The sequence below is a fragment of the Bradyrhizobium sp. PSBB068 genome, assembly GCA_016839165.1.
In the GTDB taxonomy this organism is placed as follows: Bacteria; Pseudomonadota; Alphaproteobacteria; order Rhizobiales; family Xanthobacteraceae; genus Bradyrhizobium.
Window position 1 is genome coordinate 7,481,064 of the sequence record CP069300.1, and the last position, 18,041, is coordinate 7,499,104.

At 66.0% G+C, this 18,041-nt stretch carries 24 protein-coding genes; 23 read left to right on the forward strand and 1 reads right to left on the reverse strand.

Annotated elements, in window-relative coordinates; all coding sequences use genetic code 11:
- Positions 1–2: 2 nt before the first annotated feature.
- The 14 genes from JQ507_34675 (at position 3) to JQ507_34740 (ending at position 12,371) form a co-directional block, all read left to right on the forward strand.
- Entirely contained in the window at positions 3–482 is a 480-nt protein-coding gene (locus JQ507_34675; GenBank protein QRI69915.1) for a hypothetical protein, read from the forward strand.
- Between the two features lie 10 nt (positions 483–492).
- A complete protein-coding gene (locus JQ507_34680; protein QRI69916.1) occupies positions 493–870 on the forward strand; it encodes a hypothetical protein in 378 nt (125 codons plus the stop codon).
- 1 nt (position 871) lies between these two features.
- A complete protein-coding gene (locus JQ507_34685; protein QRI69917.1) occupies positions 872–1,066 on the forward strand; it encodes a hypothetical protein in 195 nt (64 codons plus the stop codon).
- A gap of 71 nt (positions 1,067–1,137) precedes the next feature.
- Positions 1,138–1,554 (forward strand): hypothetical protein, encoded by a 417-nt coding sequence (locus JQ507_34690; GenBank protein QRI69918.1) that lies wholly within the window; start codon positions 1,138–1,140, stop codon positions 1,552–1,554.
- A complete protein-coding gene (locus JQ507_34695; GenBank protein QRI69919.1) occupies positions 1,551–1,823 on the forward strand; it encodes a hypothetical protein in 273 nt (90 codons plus the stop codon). Before JQ507_34690 ends, JQ507_34695 begins: the two co-directional genes overlap by 4 nt.
- 69 nt (positions 1,824–1,892) lie before the next feature.
- Positions 1,893–2,303, forward strand: a complete 411-nt coding sequence (locus JQ507_34700; GenBank protein ID QRI69920.1) for a hypothetical protein — start codon at positions 1,893–1,895, stop codon at positions 2,301–2,303.
- Positions 2,296–2,940 carry an antitoxin of toxin-antitoxin stability system gene (locus tag JQ507_34705; protein QRI69921.1) on the forward strand — a complete coding sequence of 215 codons (645 nt, stop codon included), beginning with the start codon at positions 2,296–2,298 and terminating at the stop codon, positions 2,938–2,940. The genes JQ507_34700 and JQ507_34705 overlap by 8 nt, the downstream gene beginning before the upstream one ends.
- A 176-nt stretch (positions 2,941–3,116) precedes the next feature.
- The gene (locus JQ507_34710; GenBank protein QRI73644.1) at positions 3,117–3,425 is read left to right on the forward strand and encodes a DUF4326 domain-containing protein; all 309 of its coding nucleotides are present in this window, start codon (positions 3,117–3,119) and stop codon (positions 3,423–3,425) included.
- Positions 3,426–3,522: 97 nt separating this feature from the next.
- On the forward strand, positions 3,523–7,857 hold the full coding sequence (locus JQ507_34715) for a strawberry notch family protein (protein QRI73643.1): 4,335 nt from the start codon (positions 3,523–3,525) through the stop codon (positions 7,855–7,857).
- On the forward strand, positions 7,857–8,912 hold the full coding sequence (locus JQ507_34720; GenBank protein ID QRI69922.1) for a toprim domain-containing protein: 1,056 nt from the start codon (positions 7,857–7,859) through the stop codon (positions 8,910–8,912). Before JQ507_34715 ends, JQ507_34720 begins: the two co-directional genes overlap by 1 nt.
- Before the next feature lie 325 nt (positions 8,913–9,237).
- On the forward strand, positions 9,238–10,167 hold the full coding sequence (locus tag JQ507_34725; protein QRI73645.1) for a DUF2493 domain-containing protein: 930 nt from the start codon (positions 9,238–9,240) through the stop codon (positions 10,165–10,167).
- 526 nt (positions 10,168–10,693) lie between these two features.
- Positions 10,694–10,861: a hypothetical protein gene (locus JQ507_34730; GenBank protein QRI69923.1), complete on the forward strand. Its 168-nt coding sequence runs from the start codon at positions 10,694–10,696 to the stop codon at positions 10,859–10,861.
- Positions 10,862–11,009: 148 nt separating this feature from the next.
- Complete coding sequence (locus JQ507_34735) at positions 11,010–11,450, forward strand: hypothetical protein (GenBank protein QRI69924.1); 441 nt, start codon at positions 11,010–11,012, stop codon at positions 11,448–11,450.
- A 594-nt stretch (positions 11,451–12,044) separates the two neighbouring features.
- Positions 12,045–12,371 (forward strand): DUF736 domain-containing protein, encoded by a 327-nt coding sequence (locus JQ507_34740; protein QRI69925.1) that lies wholly within the window; start codon positions 12,045–12,047, stop codon positions 12,369–12,371.
- A 110-nt stretch (positions 12,372–12,481) separates the two neighbouring features.
- Here the strand turns inward: JQ507_34740 and JQ507_34745 are convergent, their stop codons facing one another.
- Positions 12,482–12,733: a helix-turn-helix transcriptional regulator gene (locus JQ507_34745; GenBank protein QRI69926.1), complete on the reverse strand. Its 252-nt coding sequence runs from the start codon at positions 12,731–12,733 to the stop codon at positions 12,482–12,484.
- A gap of 231 nt (positions 12,734–12,964) precedes the next feature.
- On the opposite strand from JQ507_34745, the gene JQ507_34750 reads away from it, so the two are divergent.
- The 9 genes from JQ507_34750 (at position 12,965) to JQ507_34790 (ending at position 18,041) form a co-directional block, all read left to right on the forward strand.
- Positions 12,965–13,228 (forward strand): DUF2285 domain-containing protein, encoded by a 264-nt coding sequence (locus JQ507_34750; protein ID QRI69927.1) that lies wholly within the window; start codon positions 12,965–12,967, stop codon positions 13,226–13,228.
- A gap of 277 nt (positions 13,229–13,505) precedes the next feature.
- Complete coding sequence (locus JQ507_34755; GenBank protein ID QRI69928.1) at positions 13,506–14,141, forward strand: DUF2285 domain-containing protein; 636 nt, start codon at positions 13,506–13,508, stop codon at positions 14,139–14,141.
- A 214-nt stretch (positions 14,142–14,355) separates the two neighbouring features.
- A complete protein-coding gene (locus JQ507_34760) occupies positions 14,356–14,607 on the forward strand; it encodes a helix-turn-helix domain-containing protein (protein QRI69929.1) in 252 nt (83 codons plus the stop codon).
- Between the two features lie 11 nt (positions 14,608–14,618).
- Positions 14,619–15,728 carry a replication initiator protein A gene (locus JQ507_34765; GenBank protein ID QRI69930.1) on the forward strand — a complete coding sequence of 370 codons (1,110 nt, stop codon included), beginning with the start codon at positions 14,619–14,621 and terminating at the stop codon, positions 15,726–15,728.
- Entirely contained in the window at positions 15,725–16,363 is a 639-nt protein-coding gene (locus JQ507_34770) for an AAA family ATPase (GenBank protein ID QRI69931.1), read from the forward strand. The genes JQ507_34765 and JQ507_34770 overlap by 4 nt, the downstream gene beginning before the upstream one ends.
- Entirely contained in the window at positions 16,360–16,614 is a 255-nt protein-coding gene (locus JQ507_34775; GenBank protein ID QRI69932.1) for a hypothetical protein, read from the forward strand. Before JQ507_34770 ends, JQ507_34775 begins: the two co-directional genes overlap by 4 nt.
- Entirely contained in the window at positions 16,611–17,129 is a 519-nt protein-coding gene (locus JQ507_34780) for a DUF2840 domain-containing protein (GenBank protein ID QRI69933.1), read from the forward strand. The genes JQ507_34775 and JQ507_34780 overlap by 4 nt, the downstream gene beginning before the upstream one ends.
- A complete protein-coding gene (locus JQ507_34785; protein QRI69934.1) occupies positions 17,126–17,671 on the forward strand; it encodes a S26 family signal peptidase in 546 nt (181 codons plus the stop codon). The genes JQ507_34780 and JQ507_34785 overlap by 4 nt, the downstream gene beginning before the upstream one ends.
- Before the next feature lie 34 nt (positions 17,672–17,705).
- A complete protein-coding gene (locus JQ507_34790; protein QRI69935.1) occupies positions 17,706–18,041 on the forward strand; it encodes a DUF736 domain-containing protein in 336 nt (111 codons plus the stop codon).

Here is an 18,041-nt window from a genome sequence, read left to right on the forward strand (position 1 = left end):
CCATGACCAACACATCCGACACCACGTCTGAATCCCAGGCTCCGCTTTCCGAATGGGAGATGAAGGCCGCGGCCCGAGCCAAGCTTGATGCCGAACTGTTTGCCCTCAACAAGACCGCGCTACTCGACGCACTGGCGTTCGCCGGCATCACCCGCGTCGTCGTCAGCTTCGACGGCTACGGCGACTCCGGTCAGATCGAAAATGTGGAAGCTCAGGCCGGCGACGATTCCGTCACCATGCCTGGCGCGACCATCGAATTCGCCGAGGCCGTCGGGGACCAGACCGAGCCGAAGCGCTCGTCGGTGAGCATCTCCGACGCCGTCGAGAGCCTGGCCTATGACGTTCTCGAAAAGACGCATTGCGGCTGGGAGAATGGCGACGGCGCTTATGGCGACGTCATCTTCGATGTCGCGGAAGGCGCGATCACGCTCGATTACAACGAGCGCTACACCGCCTCCGAAAACCACACCCACACCTTCTGAGGAGGCGGCCATGGGACACTGCTATCACCACGCCCTCTCGTCGGTCAGGAAATGGGGCGGGACCGCTGAAGACTACCTGCCGCTGCACCAATGGTTCGATGAGTCGAAGGCGATCACCGCCGACTTCCGCCACCGGGCGCTGCGGCATCACGCCGAAGGCATTTTCATGCTGGAACGCTTCTTCGGCCCGACGATCACGATCTCGACCGGCCGCGTCGTGCCTGTGCGCCTGATCGGCGAACAGCACGTCGTTGAGGATCTTGGTTTCATTCCGAGCTTCGCCGACTGGGTGCGCTGCATCCGACCCGAACCCTGGATGGGCCGCGCGCAGCCGATCCACAAACTCGTCGATCCGTTCGCGGTGGTCGGCTCAGCCGCCGGAGGCTGAGATGTACGGAACCTATCTCCGCCTCGACGTCACGGTTCATGACGGATGGCGGGCCGTCGTGCGCGCCGCTGCGCGCAAGCTGAAGCCGCGCGCCCGCCGTGATCCGGCGCTCAGAGGCGAGCGTCATCGTTTCTATCGCCAGATGCTCGCCTACCACGATCAGGCCCAGGAGATGGTTCGAGCCTGGCGCCTCTGACGCCGCATTACATGCTTCGTTTCCACCCAAAGCCCGCCCCAGCCGGGCTTTTCGCATTTCTGGAGGTCATCATGCCAATCTTCACGATCGAAGCTACCTACCGGATTCCGATCTACCGCCAGCGCGGCTACGAAGCCGATACACTCGCGGAAGCCTGCCGCCTCGCCATCGAAGACGATGATTGGGAAGGGCAGAAAGAGGACTACGAAACCGCCGGCGAGACCTATGTGACCGGCATCTGGCCGGGCGACGTATCGCCATACAGCGTCCCGGCGCTCCCCGTTCCCTCGCACCTCGGCGAGAGCCTCCAGCGCAAGGCCGAGCACTTCGAAGTCCTGCTCGGCTTGCTCAAGATCTTCGCCCACGCACCCGAGGGTGATCCGGCGGACGATCTGGCCTGGCGACAACGCGCGCACGCCGCGATCACCAAGGCCGAAGCGATCCTCGCCGGGGCGCGCGATCCCGACGGTGATGGAGGCACGTCGTGACCGAATACATCGTCAAGATCACCTTCTGGCTGCGCGCCTTCGACAGCGTGACGCTCGAAGCCGCGACTGACGCCGAGGCCATCGAGAAGGCGAAGGCCTCCGCACGGATCGCGATGGAATCCATCGCATACCCCGAGCACATCGACACTGACGAACGGCGCGAGGGCGTCATCGCCTACATCGACCGGATCGATCCGGACGGTCATGAGCCCGTCATCGAGGATGCCGAGTTCGACGACGACCGTATCCACGGTCCGCCCGCCGCCTGATCCCAAACACACACAAACCCACCCGAAGCCCGGCCCCGCGCCGGGTTTTCGCCTTTTACGGAGACTGCCATGGCCGACTATTTCACCCATTTCTCGTGCCTTCTCGATGTCGGCACGCCCGAGAACGCGGCCCGCGCCCTCGACCTCTACGCCAACGCACCCGAGGACGAAGATGGCCTTGGCTTCTCGGACGGCTTCGACCTTTCCATCCAGAGCGATGGCGGAGCAGAGCTTTGGATTCACGACGACTGCTCGGGCGATCCCGAGCGGGTGATCGAATTCGTCCTGCTCTGCGCGGAGCAATTCGACCTCAAAGGTCTTTGGGGGTTCGAGTACGCCAACACATGCTCGCGTCCGCGCCTGGACGCCTTCGGTGGTGGCGCGCATGTCATCGACCTCGGCGTCCGCGAGACCATCTGTTGGGTCAGCACCAACGAATGGCTCGTCATCGCTCTCGACGGAGGCGATCCCGATGCCTGAGATCATAGAAACCACCGTCTATCGCCTGGACGAACTTTCCGACGAGGCGAAGGACAAAGCCCGCGCATGGTATCGGCAAGTCGGCCTCGACCATGACTGGTTCGAGTTCGTCTATGACGATTTTGAACGGATCTGCGCCATCCTCGGCGTCGACCTAAAGACCGTGCCGGTCCGTCTCTATGGCGGCGGCACGGGGCAAAAGCCCTGCATCTGGTTCTCGGGCTTTTGGAGTCACGGCGATGGTGCCTGTTTCGAGGGGCGCTACAGCCACGCGACCGGCGCGCCGCGGGCGATCCGCGATCATGCGCCGAAGGACAATGAGCTCCATCGGATCGCCGATGTCCTTCAGGCAATCCAGCGCCGGAACTTCTACCAGCTCCACGCCACCGTGACGCATCGCGACCGCTACTACCACGAATACAGCATGGCGATCTCGGTCGAACGCGACAGCCCGACCCGGCAAGACATGACCGCTGACACGGAGGAAATCGTCATCGAGGCGCTGCGCGATCTCGCCCGTTGGCTCTATCGCCAGCTCGAGCGCGAATACGACTATCTCGCCTCGGACGAGTCCGTCGACGATGCCATCACCGCCAACGCTTACACCTTCGCCGCAGCCGGCCACCGTTTCGGCTGATCGTCGGCATTTCGCTCTCCGAACCTTGTGACGCAGCCCACGACCCTCGGGCGTGTCTTGCCTGGACGTCGCGCTGCGCCGGTCAACGGGCAAGCCGTTTCCGCGCGGGGCGCGTGACCGTCGCCGCTCTACGCCGTCCGTCGCCGAGACCGCCCAACGGATCGGAGGCGAAGCAGATCTGCAAGGTTCTCAACAAGCGAGTGACTGGCGTTCCAGCCGGAGCCGTCTACATCGGTCGCGGCAGCAAATGGGGCAATCCGTTTCGGATTGGCCCCGACGGCGATCGGGCCGCCGTCATCGTGAAGCACGAACGCTGGCTCGCAGATCAGCACCATCTGCTGCGCGCGCTCGACGAGCTGCGCGGTCGCGACCTCGTCTGCTTCTGCGCGCCGCTCCCCTGCCACGGCGATCTCCTATATCGGCTGGCCAACGCCAGCCGCGACGAGCGGATCGCGTGGTGGCGGTCCGTGAAGGTGGCGGCGTGATGAGAGGAAGAGGGCGGCCGGGACGGGTTTGAGCCGGTGCGGTCGAAGAGAGAGCGCCGACCGGCTCGTCCGCTCCCGCTCTCCCGAGGCTCCCTTCATGAACGACCTTTCTCCGATCGCGGCCGACCAGGCCGCGCCACTGTCGCCTGTTCCTCATCCTGACGCGGCCGGCGCGATCATCGCCGCCGCAGAGCGACTCCTACCTTACCTCGAGCGCGGCCAGCGCATCGATGCCGCGATCCTACGCGCCGCCATGGAAGCGGCCTTCGGCGCTTCCGACGCTTCTGGCGCCTGGGACTGGAAAACGGCCTACGAATCCTGCGAGGCGGCGACCATCCTCTTCCTGCGCAAATACGGAAAGGCGCTGTTCCGCAAAGCCGACTCTCCGGGTTTGCGTCTTTCCGCCCTGGCCAAGATCACCGGCCTGCTTCCCGCCCACACCCGCCGCTCGTCCGAGAGCGAGGCTTTCCAACAGTTCTCGACGCCGACCCCCCTCGGCCTGGCGGCCCTGACTGCGGCCGCCATCGGGCCGACGGATCGCGTGCTTGAGCCCTCGGCCGGCACCGGACTCCTCGCCATCCTGGCCGAGATCGCCGGCGGCGCACTCGTCCTGAACGAGCTGGCCGAGGTCCGGGCGACGCTGCTTTCCTCTCTCTTTCCGGCCGTCACCGTCACGCGCTTCGACGCCGCCCAGATCGACGATCACCTCGATCCGGCCATCGTCCCGAGCGTCGTGCTGATGAACCCGCCCTTCTCGGCGATGGCCAATGTGGCTGGCCGTATGGCCGATACCACCTATCGCCACATCGCCTCGGCCCTCGCGCGCTTGGCCGAGGGCGGGCGGCTGGTGGCGATCAGCGGCGCGAACTTTTCCCCCGACGCTCCGGCTTGGCGCGACGCCTTCGCCCGACTGCAGGAGCGCGGCCGCATCGTCTTCACCGCCGCGATCGATGGGGCGGTCTATGCCAAGCACGGCACGAGCATCGACACGCGGCTGATCGTCCTCGACAAGGTGCCGGCTGACGACCCGTCCGCGTTACCGGCGTCACGGGGCATGGCGCCCGACGTCGCCACGTTGCTGAGCTGGATCGCGGAGCACATTCCGGCGCGTCTGACGCTCGCGCCCAGCCTCGCCATCCCCGTGTCGGCCGCCGCCGCACCGCGGACGGTGCGCGGCTATCTCGCCCGTGTTGCAGCGGCGCAGCCGGCCAAGCCGTCTGTCGCCGATCCGGAGGCGGTCGATCTCGCCTACGAGACCATCGACTGGACGCCGCCCGAGGGCGCGCATCTCAGCGATGCGATCTATGAGGAATACCGGCTCCAATCGATCCGGATTCCCGGAGCCCAGGCCCATCCCACCAAGCTGGTGCAATCCGCCGCCATGTCCTCGGTCGCGCCGCCGAAGCCGAGCTACCGGCCGCGCCTCCCGATCAGTCTCGTCAGCGAGGCCGTCCTGTCCGACGCCCAGCTCGAGACGGTGATCTATGCCGGCGAGGCACATGGCGACTATCTCGCCGGCGCGTGGACAGTGGACGAAACCTTCGATCTCGTCGCCGCCGCCCGTGACGATGCGCTGAATGCCGTCCGCTTTCGCCGGGGCTTCATGCTGGGCGACGGCACCGGGGCCGGCAAAGGCCGCCAGTCGGCCGGCGTCATCCTGGACAACTGGCTGAAGGGCCGCCGCAAGGCAGTCTGGATCTCCAAGTCCGACAAGCTGCTCGAGGACGCGCAACGCGACTGGTCGGCCCTCGGCATGGAGCGCCTGCTCATCACGCCGCTATCGCGCTTCCCCCAAGGCAAGCCGATCCGGCTGACCGAAGGCGTCCTATTTTTAACCTACGCTACGCTGCGGTCCGACGACCGCGGCGAGAAGCTTTCGCGCGTCCGCCAGATCGTCGAATGGTTGGGCGTCGACTTCGACGGAGTGATCATTTTCGACGAGAGCCATGCCATGCAGAACGCCGGTGGCGGCAAGGGCGACCGCGGCGATGTCGCGCCCTCGCAACAGGGCCGCGCGGGCTTGCGCCTGCAGCACGCGCTGCCCGACGCGCGCGTGGTCTATGTCTCGGCCACTGGCGCGACCACCGTCCACAATCTCGCCTATGCCCAGCGGCTCGGCCTCTGGGGAGGCGAGGACTTCCCCTTCGCCACCCGAGCCGAGTTCGTCGAGGCGATCGAGGATGGCGGTGTCGCCGCCATGGAAGTGCTCGCCCGCGATCTGCGTTCGCTCGGTCTCTACACGGCCCGCTCGCTCTCCTATGACGGCGTCGAATACGAGCTGGTCGAGCACTCGCTCACCGACGAGCAGCGCCGCATCTACGACGCCTATGCCGGCGCGTTCGCCATCATCCACAACCATCTCGACGCCGCGATGCAGGCCGCCAACATCACCGGCGAGACCGGCACGTTGAACCGGCAGGCGAAGTCGGCGGCCCGCTCGGCTTTCGAGAGCGCCAAGCAGCGCTTCTTCGGCCACCTGCTGACCTCGATGAAGACGCCGACGCTGATCCGTTCGATCGATCAGGACCTCGCGAACGGCCACGCCGCCGTCATCCAGATCGTCTCGACCGGCGAGGCGTTGATGGAACGCAGGCTCGCCGAGATCCCGACCGAGGAATGGAGCGACGTTCGCGTCGACATCACACCGCGCGAGTACGTCCTCGACTATCTGGCCCATTCCTTCCCGGTGCAGCTCTACGAGCCGTTCACCGACAGCGAGGGCAACCTCTCGTCGCGGCCCGTCTTCCGCGACGGCCAGCCGGTCGAGAGCCGCGAGGCCGTTGCCCGTCGCAACGAGCTGATCGAGCGGCTTGCTTCGCTGCCGCCAGTGCCCGGCGCGCTCGACCAGATCGTCCAGCGCTTCGGCACGGACCTCGTGGCCGAAGTGACCGGACGCTCGCGCCGCGTGGTGCGCAAGGGCGACCGCCTCGTCGTCGAGAACCGCGCCGCCTCCGCCAATCTCGCCGAGACCGCCGCCTTCATGGACGACCTGAAGCGCATCCTCATCTTCTCGGAGGCGGGCGGGACGGGCCGCAGTTACCACGCCGAGCTGTCGGCGCGGAACCGTCGCCTGCGCGTCCACTATCTGCTCGAACCCGGCTGGAAGGCCGACGCAGCGATCCAGGGCCTCGGGCGCACGAACCGCACCAACCAGGCGCAGCCGCCGCTCTTCCGGCCGATCGCCACGGATGTGAAGGCCGAGAAGCGCTTCCTCTCGACCATCGCCCGTCGCTTGGACACGCTGGGCGCCATCACCCGCGGTCAGCGCCAGACCGGCGGACAGGGATTGTTCAGGCCCGAAGACAATCTGGAATCGCACTACGCCCGCGACGCGCTGCGCCAGCTCTATCTACTGCTGGTGCGCGGCAAGATTGAAGATTGCTCGCTCCAGATGTTCGAGGACGCCACCGGCCTCAAACTGATGGACGCCAACGGCATCAAGGACGAGCTGCCGCCGATAACGACCTTCCTCAACCGCCTGCTGGCGCTCACCATCGAGCTTCAGGGCGTGCTGTTCACGGCGTTCGAGCAGTTGTTGAACGCCAAGATCGAGGGCGCCATCGCCAGCGGCGTCTATGACGTCGGCCTGGAGACGCTGCGGGCCGAGAGCTTCGTCGTCACCGATCGCCGCGCGATCTACACCCATCCCGCGACGGGCGCAGAGACCCGGTTGCTCACCATCACCGAGCGCCGGCGCAATCATCCGGTGACGCTGGACGACGCGCTCGATCACCTTGCCGATCCCCGCGCGATGCTGCTGATCAACGAGCGCTCGGGCCGGGCCGCCGTGCAGATCCCGGCGCCGAGCATGATGCTCGACGACGGCGAGATCGAACGCCGCGTTCGGCTGATCCGGCCGATGGAGCATCATCACGCCTCGCTTAAGATGATGGACGAGAGCCGTTGGCAGGCGGCCGACCGCGAGGCTTTCGCCGCGACATGGGCTCGCGAAGTGTCGGAGGTGCCCGAGTTCGCCGACAGCACGATCCACATCGTCGCCGGCTTGCTGCTCCCAATCTGGAAGCGCATGCCAAACGAGTCGACGCGCGTCTATCGGCTACAGACCGACGCAGGCGAACGCATCATCGGCCGCAGGGTCTCAGCCGTTTGGGCAGCGAACGCCTCGTTGACCGGGGCGACCACCCTGACGCCGGATGCGGCCTTCGCGGCGCTGATCGAGGGGCGGACCGTCCTCGACCTTACCGACGGCCTGCAACTCCATCGGGTGCGCGTCATGGGCGCTCACCGCATCGAGCTGTCTGGCTTCGCCGACGCGATGCGCGACCGCCTGCGCGCCTACGGCCTCTTCAGCGAGATCATCTCCTGGAAGCTGCGCATGTTCGTGCCGACCGATGCGAACGGCGCCGGGGTGCTCGCGAAGGTGCTCGACCACTATCCGGTCGAGCGTATCGGCGAGCGGGCGGCTGCGTGATGGCGCGCCACGAGGCGTCCGAACTGACACAGCGTCTCGCGCGCGAGGCCGAGGCGGTGTGTCGCCACTACCTCTCTGCTGGACGGCGGGAGGGCCGTTACTGGCTGGTGGGCGATGTGCGCAACACGCCTGGCCGCTCGATGTTCGTCCGGCTCAAGGAATCGGTGAAAGGACCGGCCGGAAAATGGACTGACGCGGCGACCGGCGAGCATGGCGACCTGCTGGACGTGATCCGCGAAAGCTGCGGCCTGATCGACTTCAAGGACGTTGCCAACGAGGCGCGAACCTTCCTCAGCCTCCCGCACCCAGAGCCGGAACCGGATCGCTCCCGATTACGCGCACCAAGCGCCCCTACCGGATCGCCGGAGGCGGCACGTCGATTGTTCGCCATGTCGGAGCCGATTTCTCGGACTCACGTAGAAACGTATCTCCGTAATCGCGGCATTACGGCTTTGCACGGAACCGGAAGCCTGCGCTTCCACCCGCGCTGCTACTATCGGCCGGATGAGCACAGCCCCACCGAGACCTGGCCGGCGATGATCGCCTCCGTCACCGATCTCGCGGGCCATCTCACCGGGGCGCATCGCACCTGGCTCGATCCGGGCGGCTTCTCCGAGGCGACGCTCGGCAAGGCGCCGATCGACACCCCGAGGCGGGCGATGGGCGAACTGCTCGGTCACGCTGTTCGCTTCGGTGTGGCGGGCGAGGTGATGGCGGCTGGCGAGGGCATCGAGACGATGCTGTCGCTCAGGTGCGTGCTGCCCGCAATGCCAATGGTCGCAGCCCTCTCGGCGGCGCATCTCTCGGCCATCTTGCTCCCGGACACATTGCGCCGGCTCTACATCGCCCGCGACGACGATCCTGCCGGTGACGGCGCGATGGCGACGTTGATCGAACGCGCGCAGGAGGCCGGCATCGAGGCGATCGTGATCTCGCCACGGCTCGGGGACTTCAACGAGGATCTCCGCTTGCTCGGGATCGATGCGCTTCGGGCGGCAAGCCGCGTGCAGATCGCGGCGCAGGATGTCGCCCGCTTCATGGATCTGGCGGCATAGCCGAAACGGGGATGGGGCGCGGCAGCGTCGTCGCCATAGGGTCGGCGGTCATGCTTTCCGTCAGCGTCGGAGAGGACCACGCCCACGGCCTTCTGAGAGGGCGATCGGGCGGCAAGCGGCCTGGACCGGCAACCTTGTGGGCCGACTATTTTCCGTCGGCGGCCGAGGCCGCCTTTACATCGCGAGACAAAATAGTCGGCCCTCTTCGGTCCTCCGCCGAGGCTCCGGCCCTCCGCTTCGCTGCGGGTGCAAGTCCATTCCGCCCGCCGCCTTCGTCGCCATGAAGGCCGCGATGGGCGCGGCCGATCCGACGAGGAAAGCCGCGATGACCACCGACCACGACGACCAATTCGAGCCGCACCACAGCTCATCCCCGACCGACCAGGTCCTCCACGAACTCCAGCTCTATGGCTACCGCCCCTTCCACGACGAGCCCGACCCCAGGCCGCTTCCCGAAGCACAGATCCTCGCCGGCAGCATCTCCGACATCTTCGACGCCCTCGTGGTGGCGCTTGCTGACACCCGCCTCGAACCCGACCTCGAGGACCTGCTCTGGTCCACGGTGAACGTCTTTCACCGGGCCATCGACCGGATCGAACGCGACCTCGACGATAACGAGCTGGCGCAGCAACGGTCCCAGCGCGAACAGGACGGCAGTGAGGTCAAGTCCGTCGAACTGGAGCGCCTGACGGCGGAAGGGCAGACGCTGATCGAACGCCGCAACGCCTTCGAGCTGATGCGCGACCAGGCCGCCGACCAATTCGAGCACCACACCCACTCAGCTTGGCGGCCCCGCAACGGGTCGAAGGTCAACCATCGCAACCTCACCGCGGCGATGATCGACAGCCGCGACTTCCTGGCGGCGAAGAGGCGCGCCGACAACCAGGTGCTTCTGCCCGCGGGGCCGAAGGTGGCTCTGACCGGCGGGCTCGACTTCAACGATTACCGGCTGGTCTGGGCCAAGCTCGATCAGGTCCACGCCAAGCACCCGGACATGGTGCTGCTGCACGGCGGCTCGCCCAAGGGCGCCGAGCTGATCGCCGCCAAATGGGCCGACAACCGCAAGGTCCCGCAGATCGCCTTCAAGCCCGACTGGACGAAACACGCCAAGGCCGCGCCGTTCAAGCGCAATGACGCCTTGCTGGAGGTCCTGCCGATCGGGTTGATGCACTTCCCCGGCACCGGCATCCAGGACAACCTCGCCGACAAGGCCAAGAAGCTCGGCATCCCGGTCTGGAAATTCGGCGGCGCGTGAGCGCCGCCTTACCCTTCATGCGTAGTGACGTGGATCCGCCGAGACGGATTATCGGCTTTCCGTAACGCCGCCTTTCATTCCGGTTCACCCGTGACGGCGTCCGGGCCGCACGAGCATAGTGCGCCAACTCCGTATCGTTCTCGATCAGGCCGTCGAGGAGCGCCTTCTTCACCTGGTGCAGGTCGCGTCCCGTGAACTCCGCCATGCCGCATGCCTCAACCATCATGTCGACTCGTTAGGGCAGCTTAGCCGATCGGTCAGCGCACCGTGAGGACAACGAAGTTCCGCGCACGGTCATCGAAGGGCTCCGAGAGGCGACTCCTGCGGGCGGGCGCCACCCCGCGTCTATCTGCGCTGATCCTTGGTCCGGCCAAGGGCCTGACGCCATCAACCCGTGAAGGGTCGGCTTACGCTGAAGCGTGCCGCCGCTCTGTCTTCGCCTTCGCGGTGATTGCGGCCCTCGGCCGGACACATCGGGCGCCTGTCGCGCGGGGATGGCCCCCGCCTCAGCACAGGAGCCGGATCAATGTCTCAAACCCTCGCACTCGCCAACGGCTGGAACCTCGCCACCACCCTCATGGTCTGCGTCGTCGTCTTTCATGCTGACACTGGCAACTACGGCGTCATGCTGGCCGCCGAGTATGACGGCGATCCTGCCGCCGTCGTCCACGAATTCGACCCCTTCCAATCATGAAGGGGCGAACCGCCACGAATGCTGAACCTCAGAGCGCCAGCGGGATTTCTGCTCCCGCTGACGCCCGTTTGCGGCTATATTCGCGGTCGCGCCGTGGTGGTGGTGGAAGGCGCGACCGTCAGACTTTTATCTCACGGAGCGCACCGCCATGATCATCTTTGGACCACTGCTCGTCATCGTCGGCATCGGCTTCTTCTGCTGGCTGCTGTTCAACCTCGCTGTCTTCGCACTGCCCTTTTTCGCCGGCCTGACGATCGGCGTCTGGGCCTTCCACACTGGAGCCGGCGTGCTCGGCGGCATCGCGGTGGGTGTCGTGGCCGGCGGCATAACCTTTGGCCTTGGGCAACTCGCGCTCGCCTTTGTGCCGTGGACTTGGCTTCGGCTTTTGATCGTCCTCCTCTACGTCGCGCCCGCCACCGTCGCCGGCTACTGCGCCACGCATGGAATCGCCCAGATGGCGATGCCTTCACCCACCTGGCAGACTATCTTCGCCATCGTGGGCGCGATCGCCGTCAGCGTCACGGCGTTCGTCCGTTTCACCGGAATGGCCGCGCCCGGACCGGCCGGACAGGGCTTGGCGCGGGGCTGACACCGTCGCGTCGGCGGGGCTGGGTCAGATCAGGCATCCGGCACGCCCGCAGTCCCCGTCATCGAAGCTGACCAGAGAGCGGCTTCGGCGGTGAAGTTCAGCCCGCCATCGCAGAGTGGCCGGAGTCATGGCGGTCGTCTGGGCACTTGGACCAGATGGCGACGCCTGCGAAACCCGGTCAACGGGTCGCATGAAATGGAGCGTGCAGCCTGAGCTTGGGCTTCGAAACGGAAAATCCGTTGGCAGCCAGGACAGGGCTCGGATCGCCGTCGCTTTCACCGGCCGGAGCTTGCGGCGGCTCGATAATCGCCATGTTCCCCTTGATGTCGGCTCTGTCAGGCCGAGCGCACCCAACGGCCTCTTCGATGGACTGATCTGGCCGAAGGCCGGCTAAAGCCTCGACCGCCTAAGGCGCAACAGCGGCGTCACAACTTTCTTCCCCTGCCGGCTGCGCCGTCATTCCTCGCGAAACAAGAAAGTTCCTCCTTTGCTGTCGAGCCCCTTCGGGGTGCGCCGTCGATCGCCCCCGGCCTGTCGATCACCATCGAGGCCGCAATGGTGCGGGCTCGGAAACAGAGATCAAGGAGAACCGCCATGGCGACCATCGGCACCTTCAAGAAGACCGGCTCGAACGAATTCACCGGCGAAATCGTCACCCTCTCGCTCCAGGCCAAGAACGTCCGGATCGTCCCCGAAACCACCCGCTCAGGCGACAACAGCCCCAGCCATCGCGTCTATGTCGGCCGGGTCGAGATCGGCGCCGCCTGGGCCAAGCGCTCCAACGAAGGCCGCGACTATCTGGGCCTCAAGCTCGACGATCCGAGCTTCACCGCCCCGATCTTCGCCAACCTGTTCGATGACGAGGACGGCGAGGGCTACAGCCTGATCTGGTCCCGCCCCAACGGCCGCCGGAGCGACTGACCTCCCTACAATGCCCCGTCCGGCCGATCCGGGCGGGGCATCGACTTTTTCGAGAGTTCCTGGGCCGCCATCGGCCCAGCTCGAACCCAGCGGCGCACGGGGCGAAGGCGCTATTCTTGAGGCTCGGCCGAGTTCGCCAAGTCGCCATTGCGATGAGGAGCTCGCACCAACTCGGCCGCCTCTAACTCCAGCGCTTCGGCCACCTGGCCCAGCACGGTGACGCTCGCCGACACGTCGGCGCGCTCGATCGCCCCGATATACCGGGCACTCAACCCGGCCCGCTCGGCCAACTCCTCTTGCGTCATCCCTTTCGCATGACGCAACCGACGCAGATTGATCGCCATGACCTCCTTGAGATCCATGGCGATGATGGAGCCGAGGTCGGAACCATCGTTCCAGGAACGATCATTCCGATTCGTCCGCGGGTTATGCTATCCATCCCCGGTCTCGAGTGCCTCTACATCGTCAACTTGAGCAACGTGATGCGCCATAAGCATCACGACACCGGCTCAATCAGGCGCGAAGTCTGTCAAAATTTGCGGTAAATGAATCCCTACTCCATTGCTTTGATCTCGACGGGGGGAAAGATCGCAATGACCGAGGCGCCCTTCTGTGACCGGCCGCCGCTTACCGACAGCGTGAACGCCTATGATGAGCAACATCTGGCGATATACCTACGGTTGCTGATGGCCGAGGAAGAGGGCGCCGACTGGCGAGAGGTCGTGCTGGTGCTCTTCGGACTCGATCCGGCGCAAGAGCCCTGCCGTGCCAAAATCGTCCATGAAAGCCACCTGGCGCGCGCCCGCTGGATGACCGAAACCGGCTATCGGCACCTGCTTCAGCCACGAGCGCAGTGAGTCGCCAAGACGTGTGTTGTACGGGTTGTCGTCGCGCGCGATGCAATCATAAGGTCTAGCGCAAAGCCTGCGTTTCCGGATGGTCTGAGGCTCCCCGAATAGGGGTGCAAGACGAGAGGAAACGCCATGCCCACAGAGTATTGGCGCTCGCCGGAGACGATCGATCACTTGAATCGCCTCGAACGTCCCGGCTTCGCCGTCGAATTCCTGCGCCGCAACGCCGAATATCGGCGCGAATACGCCCAAATCCAACGCCAGATCGCACGCGATCACGTCGATGCGGAGTCCGCTCGCGCGGATTTCGCCCGACGATGGGGGTTGCGGTTTCGCCCACGACCCGAGCATTCCGGTCGGCGACGAACCCGCTACCTGGCTGCCGGAACTGTCGCCCGGCACGCTGCTGCTCGATGCAGCGCCGAGCGGATTCGCGCCTGTGGCCCTCGACCCATCCCAACTCGGCTCGATCGTCGCTGACCGGACCGATGATGAGGGTCGCGAGGTCGTAATCGTCGATGGGTCCGGCGAGCTTCACATCCGGATCAACAGCGATCTGGCCGTTCGGCGCCCCGTGATTCTCCTGCCGCTCGGCGCCGTGTCGGTCGATCTCCGACTCGATGTCGCGGCGCGTTTCATCCGCAAGGTGGGCGGCCAAACCATCGGCCTTCTCCCACGGGCGTTGCGACTGACCAAGCAGCGCAAGCGCCGTCTCGTTCAGCTTCTTCACGCCTTCGACGTTCACGACATGGGCGGCGGTCCTCGTGACGTCGCAGAGATCATCCTGCATTCGGACCAGGCCCAACTTCCATCTGTCGAGTGGAAAGACTCCCACGCGCGACGCGCGGCCAACCGTCTGATCCACGACTCGATCGCGCTCGTCGAACGCGGCTATCTCAAATTTCTGCGCGGCGACTGATCAGCCACAGAACCTGATTTCAGCGCGCACCGCTCTTCCATCCATTTCCGTCTCGGCGGTGATGAATTGGACCATCGCCGGCTCATGGTCGCGCGAAGGGGGACGCTCCCTTCCGAAAATCTTCGTCCACCCCCAACGCCTGAGCTCTCCGCCACCGTGACCCCGACATGCCGCGACTTGGCCGCGGCGCTTCGAGGCAAGACGGAGGCTTCCCATGCTCGACAGGTCCGCGCAGCTCGCCACCCGGTACGTCCGAACCCATGAGGCGGCGCGCATCCTCGGCATCTCGCCGCGCACCCTGGAAAAGTATCGCTGTCACGGCAGCGGCCCGACCTTTCGCAAGCTCGGCGGTCGCGTGGTGTACGCGGTCGGCGATCTCGAAGCCTGGGCCGACCAGGCCGCCTGCCGTTCGACCTCGGACCCCCGCTACGTCGAGGCCCGCGCCGCCGGCCACGCGCATCGCTGAGGCGCTCGCCGATGTCGTCGCGCCGCCTCATCTCCAACATCGAACGGAGCAAGCTCGAACCGTTCATCGTCGCCACCGGCGACGCCAGTCCGCGCGACCAGCGCGACCTGATGGAGCGGCCCTTCTTCTCGTTGGCCAAAGCCAGGCGCACGGCCCCCATTCTCTATGAAGCCGGCGACGTCCGCGTCGAGGTCTACGCGGCGCCCGAGTTCGGCATGGCCACCATCTGGGACGCCGACGTCCTGATCTGGGCGGCGAGCCAGATCGTCGAGGCCGAAAACCTTGGCTTCAAGACATCGCGCTTTCTGCGCTTCACGCCCTATCAGCTCCTGACGGCGATCGGCCGCCAAACCGGCTTCCGCGACTACAAGCTCTTGAAGGGCGCGCTCGCGCGCCTGCAATCGACCGTCATCCGCACGACGATCCGCAACGGCGAGCACTGGCGGCGACACCAGTTCTCCTGGATCAACGAGTGGGAGGAATGCACGACGCGCGATGGTCGGGTCGAGGGGATGGAGTTCGTCCTTCCCGACTGGTTCTATCGCGGCGTCGTCGACCGCTCGCTCGTTCTCACGATCGACCCGGCCTATTTTCGCCTCACCGGCGGTATCGAGCGGTGGCTCTATCGCGTCGCCCGCAAACACGCCGGCCGCCAGCCCCGAGGCTGGCTGTTCGAGTTCGCGCACCTACACGAAAAATCCGGAAGCCTCGCCAAGGTCGCAGACTTCGCCTTCGATCTGCGCCGGATCTCCGCCCGCCAACCGCTTCCCGGCTATCGGCTCAACATCGAGCGCGATGGGCGGCGCGAGATGCTGCGCATCCTGCCGGCCGGTTTATCCACAGGGCCTGTGGATATCGCTGTGAATGCGGTCGGGACTTCGGGCGTTCCCGCTATCGGGACTTCAGGCGTGCGCCTATCGGGACTTCGGGCGTGCAAACCGCAGCTAACCCTCTGGCCTGAAACCGCGATTCCAGGCCTTAACTTAGAGTCTAACTCAGAATCTAACTCTTGTTGTTGGCCTGCGGGCTCTGCGGACAAACGCGGCGCCGGGCGGATTTCCAGCCATCCAGAACGACAACCATCGCTGCCCCTCAACCGCAAGCCGGGAGGGAAGCGATGATCGTCGCACTGCTCAATCAAAAGGGCGGCGTCGGGAAAACGACGCTCGCGCTGCATCTCGCCGGCGAATGGGCGCTGCACGGCATGCGCGTCACGCTGATCGACGCCGATCCCCAAGGTTCGGCGCTCGACTGGTCCCAACAGAGGGCGCGGGAGAATGTCTCGCGGCTGTTCGGCGTCGTGGGTCTCGCGCGCGACACGCTCCACCGCGAAGCGCCGGAACTGGCCGCAACCTGCGACCACGTCGTCATCGATGGCCCGCCCCGCGTCGCTGGGCTGATGCGCTCGGCCCTGCTCGCCGCCGACTTGGTGCTGATCCCCGTGCAACCGTCGCCGCTCGATGGCTGGGCGTCAGCCGAGATGCTGGCTCTCCTGCGTGAGGCGCGCATCTATCGCCCGCAGCTTGCCGCGCGCTTCGTGCTGAATCGTTGCGGCGTCCGTACCGTCATCGCCCGCGAGACGGCCGAGACCTTGGCCGACCACGATCCGCCGGTGCTGTCCAGCACCATTGGTCAGCGCGTCGTCTTTGCCGACGCTGCGCAGTCGGGCCGCCTGGTCTTCGAATTGGCGGAGCAAAGCGCTGCGGCGCGCGAGATCGCCGCGATGGCCGCCGAGGTCGCGAGGATCGCGCCATGAGCGAACGGTCCACCAGACGTGGCTTCGTATCCCGACCCGGCGGCGCCGAGAGTTGGATCAAGGCTCCCGAAGCGAACGGCAGACGGTCGGATGACACCTCCGCCTTCAGCGCACGACTGACGATCGACGTCACTCCGGCGCTACGCGGCCGCATCAAGGTCGCCGCCTTCCGTCGCGGCATCACCGTCGCCGACATGCTCCGCGACCTCCTCTCCCGCGAATTTCCCCCCGATCCCGGAGAGTCCTCATGAACGACAACGAGCAGTCGCCGCCGTGCGTCGTGCCTCCGTCGCATCGGCGCACCGTCGCACTGACCCATGTCGAGCTGACCTGGATCGAGAAGACAATCGAGCATTGGCTGCGCTTCGGCCGACGCGCCGAGGAGAAAATCCTCGATCGCCGCCGCAGCATCTCCAGCTTCAAGCCGGGCAGCGTCTTCGCCTTCGTCCGCTGGGCGTCGAACGACTTCGGCACGGTCGTCTCGCGCATGGACATCGTGCGCGCGGTCGAGCCCGGCGTCCGCTACCAGACGCTGCCTTTCGTGCGCCCCGGCGGCGAAATCCTGCTGCGCGTCGATGGCTGGCCGAAGGTCGAGCGCGTGCTGCAGGCGATCGATGCGGTCGAAGCGCTCGACATCGATCCTGCCGATGCTGCGCCGGAATATTGGCGTCACCTCCACAACCGCCTCGCTGCTGGGCATGAGCCACGCGCCTACACGCGCGAGCAACATGCGGCCTGGCTCAAGCGCCGGAGCGTCGCGCCATGACCCGCTTCGGCTACGTCATGACGACGTACTTCGCGATGCTCGGCGTCGGCGCCCTCGCGTTCTTCCACCCGGCCCCACGGTTGATCTGGAACGCCACGGCGAGCACCCCGACCGGGCTCTATGCGCTGCATGCCGTTGGTACGCTCCATACGCTCGAACTCGTCGTCGTGCGTCCACCCGAACCGATCGCGAGCTACCTCGCCGACGGCGGCTTCCTGCCCAAGGGCGTGCCGCTGCTGAAGCATGTCATGGCGCTACCCGGACAGATCGTGTGTCGGGCCGGCGACCTCGTCACCGTCGATCAGGTCGAGGTCGGCGTCGCTCATGACCGCGATCACCTTAACCGTCCACTGCCGCGCTGGAGCGGCTGTCGGGTGCTTCGGTCGGACGAGGTCTTCCTCATGAACCCGACCGTCCCGGACAGCCTGGATGGCCGCTATTTCGGCCCGCTCCCCGCAGCTTCGATCGTCGCGCGCGCAGTCCCGCTGTGGACCGACGAGGCCGGCGACGGCCGCTTCGTCTGGCGCGCCGCCACCGATTGATCCGCTTCTCAACCCGCCAACCCAGGAGGTTCCCATGGCGCAGATCGGTCACTTCACCCGCGATAAATCCGGCTTCACCGGACGCATTCAGACGCTCTTCTTCACCCACGACCTCTCCCTCGTTCCGGCCGAATCTTCCGATGCCGAGAATGCGCCCGACTATCGCATCCACCGGGGCGATGCCGACGGCCCGGAGATCGGCGCGGGCTGGAAACGCACCGGCGAGAAAGCAGGCGAATACGTCTCGCTCGTCATCGATGACCCGGCGCTGCATCAGCCGATCCGCGCCAATCTCTTTCAGTCCGGCGACGACAAGTCTGCGTGGGTGCTGAACTGGAACCGCCCGCCCAAGCGCGCCCAGCGGGATTGA

Excerpts from the sequence above, each read along its gene's own strand:
- JQ507_34675 (QRI69915.1), top strand. The coding sequence starts at position 3 with ATGACCAACACATCCGACACCACGTCTGAATCCCAGGCTCCGCTTTCC.
- JQ507_34680 (QRI69916.1), top strand. The coding sequence starts at position 493 with ATGGGACACTGCTATCACCACGCCCTCTCGTCGGTCAGGAAATGGGGC.
- JQ507_34685 (QRI69917.1), top strand. The coding sequence starts at position 872 with ATGTACGGAACCTATCTCCGCCTCGACGTCACGGTTCATGACGGATGG.
- JQ507_34690 (QRI69918.1), top strand. The coding sequence starts at position 1,138 with ATGCCAATCTTCACGATCGAAGCTACCTACCGGATTCCGATCTACCGC.
- JQ507_34700 (QRI69920.1), top strand. The coding sequence starts at position 1,893 with ATGGCCGACTATTTCACCCATTTCTCGTGCCTTCTCGATGTCGGCACG.
- JQ507_34705 (QRI69921.1), top strand. The coding sequence starts at position 2,296 with ATGCCTGAGATCATAGAAACCACCGTCTATCGCCTGGACGAACTTTCC.
- JQ507_34715 (QRI73643.1), top strand. The coding sequence starts at position 3,523 with ATGAACGACCTTTCTCCGATCGCGGCCGACCAGGCCGCGCCACTGTCG.
- JQ507_34720 (QRI69922.1), top strand. The coding sequence starts at position 7,857 with ATGGCGCGCCACGAGGCGTCCGAACTGACACAGCGTCTCGCGCGCGAG.
- JQ507_34725 (QRI73645.1), top strand. The coding sequence starts at position 9,238 with ATGACCACCGACCACGACGACCAATTCGAGCCGCACCACAGCTCATCC.
- JQ507_34730 (QRI69923.1), top strand. The coding sequence starts at position 10,694 with ATGTCTCAAACCCTCGCACTCGCCAACGGCTGGAACCTCGCCACCACC.
- JQ507_34735 (QRI69924.1), top strand. The coding sequence starts at position 11,010 with ATGATCATCTTTGGACCACTGCTCGTCATCGTCGGCATCGGCTTCTTC.
- JQ507_34740 (QRI69925.1), top strand. The coding sequence starts at position 12,045 with ATGGCGACCATCGGCACCTTCAAGAAGACCGGCTCGAACGAATTCACC.
- JQ507_34745 (QRI69926.1), bottom strand. The coding sequence starts at position 12,733 with ATGGATCTCAAGGAGGTCATGGCGATCAATCTGCGTCGGTTGCGTCAT.
- JQ507_34750 (QRI69927.1), top strand. The coding sequence starts at position 12,965 with ATGACCGAGGCGCCCTTCTGTGACCGGCCGCCGCTTACCGACAGCGTG.
- JQ507_34755 (QRI69928.1), top strand. The coding sequence starts at position 13,506 with ATGCGGAGTCCGCTCGCGCGGATTTCGCCCGACGATGGGGGTTGCGGT.
- JQ507_34760 (QRI69929.1), top strand. The coding sequence starts at position 14,356 with ATGCTCGACAGGTCCGCGCAGCTCGCCACCCGGTACGTCCGAACCCAT.
- JQ507_34765 (QRI69930.1), top strand. The coding sequence starts at position 14,619 with ATGTCGTCGCGCCGCCTCATCTCCAACATCGAACGGAGCAAGCTCGAA.
- JQ507_34770 (QRI69931.1), top strand. The coding sequence starts at position 15,725 with ATGATCGTCGCACTGCTCAATCAAAAGGGCGGCGTCGGGAAAACGACG.
- JQ507_34775 (QRI69932.1), top strand. The coding sequence starts at position 16,360 with ATGAGCGAACGGTCCACCAGACGTGGCTTCGTATCCCGACCCGGCGGC.
- JQ507_34780 (QRI69933.1), top strand. The coding sequence starts at position 16,611 with ATGAACGACAACGAGCAGTCGCCGCCGTGCGTCGTGCCTCCGTCGCAT.
- JQ507_34785 (QRI69934.1), top strand. The coding sequence starts at position 17,126 with ATGACCCGCTTCGGCTACGTCATGACGACGTACTTCGCGATGCTCGGC.
- JQ507_34790 (QRI69935.1), top strand. The coding sequence starts at position 17,706 with ATGGCGCAGATCGGTCACTTCACCCGCGATAAATCCGGCTTCACCGGA.